General features: G+C 55.6%; 5 protein-coding genes and 1 rRNA gene. 1 reads left to right on the forward strand and 5 read right to left on the reverse strand.

Annotation, left to right across the window (positions count from 1 at the left end):
• Positions 1-65: 65 nt before the first annotated feature.
• The gene (gene iclR / locus FHW74_RS07965) at positions 66-902 is read left to right on the forward strand and encodes a glyoxylate bypass operon transcriptional repressor IclR (protein WP_183169933.1); all 837 of its coding nucleotides are present in this window, start codon (positions 66-68) and stop codon (positions 900-902) included.
• Between the two features lie 19 nt (positions 903-921).
• Here the strand turns inward: iclR and aceK are convergent, their stop codons facing one another.
• From aceK to rrf, 5 genes are all read right to left on the reverse strand, one after another.
• Positions 922-2,673 (reverse strand): bifunctional isocitrate dehydrogenase kinase/phosphatase, encoded by a 1,752-nt coding sequence (gene aceK, locus FHW74_RS07970; RefSeq protein WP_183169934.1) that lies wholly within the window; start codon positions 2,671-2,673, stop codon positions 922-924.
• Positions 2,674-2,728: 55 nt separating this feature from the next.
• Positions 2,729-4,051 carry an isocitrate lyase gene (gene aceA, locus FHW74_RS07975; RefSeq protein ID WP_183169935.1) on the reverse strand — a complete coding sequence of 441 codons (1,323 nt, stop codon included), beginning with the start codon at positions 4,049-4,051 and terminating at the stop codon, positions 2,729-2,731.
• Positions 4,052-4,075: 24 nt separating this feature from the next.
• Positions 4,076-5,674, reverse strand: coding sequence for a malate synthase A (gene aceB / locus FHW74_RS07980; protein WP_183169936.1), 1,599 nt, complete (start codon positions 5,672-5,674; stop codon positions 4,076-4,078).
• A 249-nt stretch (positions 5,675-5,923) separates the two neighbouring features.
• A complete protein-coding gene (metA, locus tag FHW74_RS07985; RefSeq protein WP_183169937.1) occupies positions 5,924-6,853 on the reverse strand; it encodes a homoserine O-succinyltransferase in 930 nt (309 codons plus the stop codon).
• Between the two features lie 229 nt (positions 6,854-7,082).
• Positions 7,083-7,171 (reverse strand): 5S ribosomal RNA (gene rrf / locus FHW74_RS07990); the annotation flags it as partial.

A 7,171-nucleotide genomic window follows, 5' to 3' on the forward strand; every position in this document is an offset into this window, starting at 1 on the left:
CCAGGGTTGCATTATACTCAAATAAAACGAAAACTATTTCCACGATACAGAAAAAGGAGACACCCATGGTTGCCGCCGTTCCCGTTAAACGTGGAAAAAAACCTCGCGCCGCCGCTGCGGCTCCTGCGCCCCAGGCTACCGGCCAGGTACAATCGCTGACGCGTGGGCTGAAGCTCCTTGAATGGATTGCCGAATCGCACGGCAGCGTGGCGCTAACGGAGCTCGCTCAACAGGCCGGGCTGCCCAATTCCACCACCCACCGCCTGCTGACGACCATGCAGCAGCTTGGCTTTGTCCGCCAGGTGGGGGATTTAGGTCACTGGTCGATTGGCGCGCATGCCTTTATCGTCGGCAGCAGCTTCCTGCAAAGCCGCAATTTGCTGGCGATTGTGCACCCGATGCTGCGCAAACTGATGGAAGCTTCTGGTGAGACCGTCAACCTGGCCGTACTGGACCAGAGCGATCATCAGGCGATTATTATCGACCAGGTTCAGTGTACTCAGTTGATGCGTATGTCCGCCCCTATCGGCGGCAAACTGCCGATGCACGCTTCCGGCGCAGGCAAAGCCTTTCTGGCGCAGCTCCCTGAAGATGATGTTACTGCGCTACTGCACCGCAAAGGGCTGCATGCCTATACCCACGCCACGCTGGTTTCCCCGGCCCATCTGAAAGACGATTTGGCGCAAACCCGCAAACGCGGTTACTCGTTCGACGACGAAGAACATGCGCTGGGCTTACGCTGCGTGGCGTCATGCATTTACGACGAGCACCACCAGCCTTTTGCGGCGATTTCTATCTCCGGCCCGATTTCCCGTATTACCGATGACCGGGTAACCGAGCTGGGCGCGATGGCCATCAAAGCGGCGAAAGACGTGACGCTGGCTTACGGCGGCGTGCGTTAAAAACGATACCGCCTCCTGTTCAGGAGGCGGCAATATCGGCTGACTGGCGCGCATAGCGCTGGCAAAAGCGCTGTCGCCGTCGATAGGCATACACATCTTCCACGTGACCGTGACGAATACGCTCCTGTAACGCACGCCAGTACTCCGCCTGGAACAGCTCGGCATGCATCTCCTCAAATAGCGGTTTGATGCGCGGATCGGCGCACAACCAGTGGCGGAACTCTTCCGGGAACACATCTCCCGGCGCGACGCTGTACCACGGCTCCGACGCCATTTCATCTTCCGGGTAGCGCGGCGGCGGAATATCGCGGAAATTCACCTCGGTCATGTAGCAAATTTCATCGTAATCATAAAACACCACCCGGCCATGACGGGTAACGCCGAAGTTTTTAAACAGCATATCGCCGGGGAAAATATTGGCGGCAGCCAGCTGGCGGATGGCGTTACCGTACTCTTCGATGGCGTCGCGTAGCTGTTGGCCCTGCGCCTGTTCCAGCCAGATATTCAGCGGCACCATCCGCCGTTCGATATACAGGTGGCGAATGGCGATCTTATCGCCCAGGTCAGTGATTTTCTGCGGCGCTTCCTGCAACAGCAGCGTCATCAGCGCCGGATCGATCTGGCGTTTTTCCAGCACGAAATTTTCGAACTCCTGGGTATCCGCCATGCGCCCGACGCGGTCGTGCTCCTTCACCAACTGGTAACAGGCGCGCACGTGGGCTTCGTCCATCTCTTTCTGCGGGGCGAATTTATCTTTAATAACCTTGAACACCCGGTCGAAGCCAGGCAGCGTGAACACCAGCATCACCATGCCGCGAATGCCCGGCGCTTCGATAAACTGCTCGTTGCTCTGGGCAAGGTAGTTCAGGTATTCACGGTAGCTTTCGGTTTTGCCATGTTTCTGGCAGCCAATCGCCATATACAGTTCGGCGGTGGTTTTGCCAGGTAAGATCTCGCGCAGCCACTCCACCAGCGCAGCGGGCAGCGGCGCGTACACCATAAAGTAGGAGCGCGCGAAGCCGAACACGATGCTGGCTTCCGCCGAGCGGGTTAAGCAGGTATCGATAAACAACTCGCCTTCATTGCTGCGGTGGATCGGTAACAGAAACGGCAGCGTACCGGACGGCAGCACCAGTTTTGCCACCAGCCAGGCCGCTTTGTTACGGTAAAACAGTTCGTTAGCGACCTGTAAATGCACTTTATCCAGCATCTCCTCGCCCAGCGTTTCGGTGAGGTGATTGATGATGTAACCCACGTCGCGGTCCAGATCCTGCCAGGGCAGACGCAGCGGCAAATCTTTTAATAACCGGGTGAGCAGCGCGGGCCAGCCCTGTTTCGGGTAAAAGTCTTTCGCCAGCGGACGGGGGATGGTGCGAAACCGGCGTTCCGGCTGGGAGCTGAAAATAAACAGCCGTTCCGGCGTCAGAGACTGATGATCGAACAGCCGACAGTAAACGGAGTTAAAGAAGCTTTCGGCAATCTCGAAACGGGGGTAGTCAGGCAACAGCTCGGTATAGTGCTTTTTGACCTGCAATAAAAAGTCGGCGTCGGTGCTTTTGCCATTGGTGATGCAGCGCAGCTGCTCAACCACCAGGCCGACGTGATGGTCGTACAGATGGATACGCTTTTTCATGGCCTGCTGCACAGCTTGCCAGTCTGCCTGCTCGAAACGCTGCTGCGCCCCGGAGGTCACTTCCAGAAAACGGCCATACTGCGCGTCAAACCCTTGCAGGATGGTTTGCGCGATCAACAGTTCCAGCCCACGCGGCATAGCACTCTCCATCAGGTGGATGCCCTCTCCCGTTGGGAAGAGGGCGTCGGGCTTATCAGAATTGCGACTCTTCCGTCGAACCGGTCAGGGCCGTGACCGATGAAGTCCCGCCCTGGATGATGGTAGTGACTTTATCGAAGTAGCCAGTGCCCACTTCCTGCTGATGAGAAACGAAGGTGTACCCTTCTTTCGCGGCGGCGAATTCCGGTTCCTGCACGCGTTCCACGTAATGCTTCATGCCCTCGCCCTGCGCATAGGCGTGCGCCAGGTTGAACATGTTGAACCACATGCTGTGGATGCCCGCCAGCGTAATGAACTGGTACTTGTAGCCCATATCCGACAGTTCCTGCTGGAAGGTCGCGATGGTGTTGTCATCGAGGTTTTTCTTCCAGTTAAATGACGGCGAACAGTTGTAGGCCAGCAGCTTGCCGGGGAATTTGGCATGGATAGCCTCGGCAAAGCGGCGCGCCTGGTCCAGGTCCGGCTTCGAGGTTTCGCACCACACCAGATCGGCATACGGCGCGTAGGCCAGCCCACGGCTAATGGCCTGCTCAATGCCCGCATGAGTGCGGAAGAAGCCTTCCGAGGTGCGCTCACCGGAGATAAATTCGCGGTCGTATTCGTCGCAGTCGGAGGTGATCAGGTCTGCGGCATCGGCGTCGGTGCGGGCGATCAGCAGCGTCGGTACGCCCATCACGTCGGCAGCCAGGCGCGCGGCAACCAGCTTCTGGATAGCTTCCTGAGTCGGCACCAGCACTTTACCGCCCATGTGTCCGCACTTCTTCACCGAGGCCAGTTGATCTTCGAAGTGAACAGCCGCTGCACCGGCTTCAATCATCGATTTCATCAGTTCAAAGGCGTTCAGCACGCCGCCAAATCCGGCTTCGGCATCCGCCACGATCGGCAGGAAGTAGTCAACATAGCGCGCATCGCCTGGCTCAATATTAGAGGCCCACTGGATCTGATCCGCGCGACGGAAGGTGTTGTTGATCCGCTCGACCACCGCCGGGACCGAGTTGGCCGGATACAGCGATTGATCCGGGTACATGCTGGAGGCCAGGTTAGCATCTGCGGCCACCTGCCAACCGGAAAGGTAAATCGCCTCGATGCCCGCCTTCGCCTGCTGTAACGCCTGGCCGCCGGTCAGCGCGCCGAGGCTGTTCACGTAGCCCTTTTTCGCTTCGCCATGCAGCAAACGCCACATTTTAGCGGCACCCAGCTGCGCCAGGGTGCATTCCGGGTTAACCGAACCGCGCAGTTTCACCACCTCTTCCGCGCTGTACGGGCGCGTGATCCCTTCCCAACGCGCCTGTTTCCACTCTTGTTCTAATTGTTCAATTTGTTGGGTACGAGTTGTAGTCATGTGCAGATGCTCCATAGGGTAGTTGTTATTAAGGGTTAATTACGCCAGTAAGCGGTAGCCCGGCAGGGTCAGGAAGTCGACCAGCTCGTCGGAGGTGGTGATTTGCTCCATCAGGCGCGCCGCGTCGTCAAAACGCCCCTGGCTGAAGCGGTGCTCGCCGAGCTCTTCCTGGATCACCTGCATCTCTTCGGCCAGCATCTGGCGGAACAGCGCTTTGGTGACGGGTTTGCCGTTGCTGAGCGTTTTCTGGTGGTGGATCCATTGCCAGATAGAGGTACGGGAAATTTCGGCTGTGGCGGCGTCTTCCATCAGGCCGTAAATAGGTACGCAGCCGTTACCGGAAATCCAGGCTTCGATGTACTGCACCGCGACGCGAATATTGGCGCGCATCCCCTCTTCGGTGCGCTCGCCGGGGCAAGGCTCCAGCAGATCAGCGGCGGTAATCGGGGCGTCGTTTTCACGGGTGACGTCGAGCTGGTTTTTACGGCTACCGAGCGCGTTGTTGAACACGTCCATAACGGTATCGCCGAGGCCCGGATGGGCAATCCAGGTGCCATCGTGGCCGTTAGTGGCTTCCAGCTCTTTATCAGCTTTAACTTTATTCAACACCCAATTGTTGCGCTCCGCGTCTTTGCTGGGAATAAACGCCGCCATGCCGCCCATGGCGAAAGCGCCGCGACGATGGCAGGTGCGGATCAACAGGCGCGAGTAGGCGTTGAGGAACGGTTTTTCCATCGTTACGCTCTGGCGATCGGGTAAAACACGGTCGGGGTGATTTTTTAACGTTTTGATATAACTAAAGATGTAATCCCAGCGGCCACAGTTTAGCCCAACGATATGGTCACGCAGGGCGTGGAGGATTTCATCCATCTGGAACACCGCTGGCAGGGTTTCGATCAGCAGGGTGGCTTTGATGGTGCCGCGCGGCAGTTCAAAACGGTCTTCCGCAAAGCTAAATACTTCGCTCCACCAGGCGGCTTCTTGCCATGACTGGGTTTTCGGCAGGTAGAAGTAAGGGCCGCTGCCTTTCGCCAGCAGGGCATCCACGTTGTGGAAGAAGTAGAGCGCAAAGTCAAACAGGCTACCGGGGATGGCTTCGCCACGCCAGGTTACATGTTTTTCAGGGAGATGCAGGCCGCGAACACGACAAATCAGCACGGCGGGATCGGGCTTCAGCTGGTAGATTTTACCGGCTTCGTTAGTCCAGGAGATGGTGCCGCGAATGGCATCGCGCAGGTTGATTTGCCCGTCGATGACTTTGCTCCAGCTCGGCGCCAGCGAGTCTTCGAAATCCGCCATGAATACTTTGACGTTGGCGTTGAGGGCATTGATCACCATCTTACGCTCGACCGGCCCGGTGATCTCAACGCGACGATCCTGTAAATCTTCAGGAATTCCACGGATCGTCCAGTCCGCATTTCGAATGGAAGCCGTTTCCGAAATGAAATCTGGCAACTTCCCGTTGTCAATTTCTGACTGGACCTTTACGCGCTCTGCCAGCAGTTGGTTGCGTTTGGCGGTAAAGCGGCTTACCAGTTCAGAAAGAAACTCCACCGCCTCCGGCGTTAAAATTTCCCGCTCTTGCTCGCCAAAAGGCTGCCCGAAGGTCAGATCGGTCGTCGTTGCCTGTTGTGTCATGCTCTTGATCCTCAATGTTGATCCAGTCCAGAAACTGCGCATTGCGAACGCGATCCCCCGTAGGTATTTTTCGTTCAGCACAATTAAGACTACTCAAACATTTTCCAAAATCAAAAACAATTTCCATTTTCAAAATAAAAATCAATTAAACCTATGTTTTTTAAATGAAAAAAGTTAAGTCATACAAAGAATCGATTTTCAGAAACAAAAAAGGCACCCGAAGGTGCCTGAGATAAGGTGCTGAAACGCTTAATCGAGCGTGGGATTCATATGGCGAAGATCGTATGGCGTGATCTGGTAAACGTAATAGTTGAGCCAGTTGGTGAACAGCAAATTGCCGTGGCTACGCCAGGTCGCGCGCGGTTTGTTTTGCGGATCGTTACCCGGGAAATAGTTATAGGGCACCTCAGGCGTTAGCCCGGCATCCACGTCCCGAAAGTATTCGCCTGCCAGGGTGTTGGCATCATATTCAGGGTGGCCGGTGACAAACGCGATGCGCTTATCTTTGCTGGCGAACAGATAGGCATCACCACCTTCCGTTTCCGCCAGGATCTCTAAATCGGTGTAGTCGCGAATCAACGCTGCCGGGAAATCAGCGTAGCGAGAGTGCGGCGCAAGGAAAGTATCATCAAAACCTTTTGTGAGCAGCGCATGAGGTTGGGTGATGTAGTGCTCGTAGACGCCGGAAAGCTTTTCCTGACGCGTTTGCTTGGGAATGCCATACAGAATGTTCAACGCAGCCTGCACCGCCCAACAGACAAACAGCGTCGACGTGACGTGCTCTTTCGCCCATTCCAGCACCTGCTTGATCTGCGGCCAGTAGGCGACGTCATTAAATTCTACCAGGCCCAGCGGCGCACCCGTCACGATCAGGCCGTCAAAGTTCTCATGACAGATATCTTCGAAATTACAGTAGAAGTTATTCAGATGCTCCGCCGGGGTGTTGCGAGACTCGCGGGAATCGATGCGTAACAGCTGGATATCGAGCTGCAGCGGAGAGTTCGACAGCAGTCTTAAGAACTGATTTTCGGTCTCAATTTTCTTGGGCATTAAATTGAGAATCAGTACCTTAAGTGGACGAATCTCCTGAACACTGGCGCGCGACGTGGTCATCACAAAGACGTTCTCCGCGCGCAAAAAATTCACTGCCGGCAACTCATCAGGTACCCGAATTGGCATAACCTTATATCCTCACTGCATACGTTTAAACGTTTAGACATCCAGATGCCTGACAATAACCAGGATTAACCAAAATGTCGAGCTTGCATGTGAAAGGTGAAAAAGTTTCACGAACGGGAAAGCTTAGAACAAAAACGCAATTAGACGCGGCTGGGTCTGAGAGAAGTGAATGATGAGGCTGAAACGACAAAAGGCCCAGTCTTGTGACTGGACCTTTGTCTTGTTTGATGCCTGGCAGTTCCCTACTCTCGCATGGGGAGACCCCACACTACCATCGGCGCTACGGCGTTTCACTTCTGAGTTCGGCATGGGGTCAGG

It is taken from the genome of Atlantibacter sp. RC6 (assembly GCF_014193285.1).
Classification (GTDB): Bacteria; Pseudomonadota; Gammaproteobacteria; order Enterobacterales; family Enterobacteriaceae; genus Atlantibacter.

Excerpts from the sequence above, each read along its gene's own strand:
- iclR (WP_183169933.1), top strand. The coding sequence starts at position 66 with ATGGTTGCCGCCGTTCCCGTTAAACGTGGAAAAAAACCTCGCGCCGCC.
- aceK (WP_183169934.1), bottom strand. The coding sequence starts at position 2,673 with ATGCCGCGTGGGCTGGAACTGTTGATCGCGCAAACCATCCTGCAAGGG.
- aceA (WP_183169935.1), bottom strand. The coding sequence starts at position 4,051 with ATGGAGCATCTGCACATGACTACAACTCGTACCCAACAAATTGAACAA.
- aceB (WP_183169936.1), bottom strand. The coding sequence starts at position 5,674 with ATGACACAACAGGCAACGACGACCGATCTGACCTTCGGGCAGCCTTTT.
- metA (WP_183169937.1), bottom strand. The coding sequence starts at position 6,853 with ATGCCAATTCGGGTACCTGATGAGTTGCCGGCAGTGAATTTTTTGCGC.